A 1,191-nucleotide genomic window follows, 5' to 3' on the forward strand; every position below is an offset into this window, starting at 1 on the left:
ATACTCGTGGGTAGTAGTGGGTTCCTTTCATGGTGTGGAACAGCGATTCGATGTGGGGGTTGTCGTTGCTGGTGCGTGGTCGGCTGAAGGATTGGCGTATTCCTCGGCTGCTAAATAGTCGGGCAAGGGTTGTGCTTGTCATTGCTGCACCGTTGTCGGAATGAACGGTGTGGATATGTGGGTGGTCATCAAGGATGCGGGCAAACATGGCTGCTGCTGCACGGCTGTTTTCACTGGTTGAGACCACAGCGCCAACTACTGCGCGTGAGTACAGGTCGATAACGGTGTGGCAGGCGTATGTTTCACCCATGAGTGCCCCTGGTAGGAATGTGATGTCCCAGCACAAAACAGTGCCAGGTTGAGTAGCGACAACGTGGGGTGGCTGGTTGTTTCTGATTTTGGTTGTCCGCCGCCGGCGGCTGCTGGGGTAGCGTTGTTTTAGCAGCCTGTTATGGGCTTTGGCTACGCGGTAAAAGCTGCGCAAGCTGGCGATATAGCATCCGTGGTTAAACGCGTTGTGGAAAACATCATCCACACTTGAATACGGGTTGGCATCAAGCAGCGCCAGGATGTTGTCGATGTGGGTGCTCGATAAACGCGCAATATTGCGGTCCCGGTGGGCGATGGGGTGTGCAACACGTGGCCTTGGATTGTCCTGGTAGTACACGCGGCTACGGCTTACCCCCAGCAAACGGCATGCCTTCGTGCGGGAATGACCTGCTTGAACCAGTGCGTCTATGAGGTGTTGTTCTTCTTGTCGGCCAGCTTCATAGCGGCGTTGATGCTCTTGGGATAGGGGTTTTCCTCCGCGTCGTAGTCCACGCCAGGAAGATCGGGCATGGACGCTAAAGCTTTTCCCAAAACATCACTGGTCTTTTCCCATTTATCGATCTCTTTGCCTTGCTGGTTGATGGTGCGGTTGGCTTTCGCCAGATCCTTTTTCAGTTGTTCATTTTCAGCCAGAATCTTCGCCACCGCCTTGCGGACGGCATCGAAATCCTCAGGTGTGTGATCCATAGTTACCTCCTTATGCTGGCGCGGCTTGAGCTGGGATTTTTCTGCAAGCCGGTGTATCCACCTATGAATAGTGACACGGTTAAGGCCATGCTCGGCAAGAAATGCCTTCTTTTGGCCAAAAGGAAGGCTGGTATAAGAACGCGTCAGGAATGTCATGGACTCCTGCGTCAACGG

General features: G+C 53.8%; 2 protein-coding genes. Both read right to left on the bottom strand.

The window, feature by feature from the left end; genetic code table 11:
* A partial coding sequence (locus tag L8U60_RS10870; protein ID WP_269966351.1) for a DDE-type integrase/transposase/recombinase occupies positions 1-667 on the bottom strand: 667 nt, incomplete at its 3' end.
* A 68-nt stretch (positions 668-735) separates the two neighbouring features.
* The coding region (locus L8U60_RS10710; protein ID WP_269966352.1) for a hypothetical protein at positions 736-1,191 on the bottom strand (456 nt) is incomplete at its 5' end.

It is taken from the genome of Corynebacterium meitnerae (assembly GCF_027570075.1).
GTDB lineage: Bacteria > Actinomycetota > Actinomycetes > Mycobacteriales > Mycobacteriaceae > Corynebacterium > Corynebacterium meitnerae.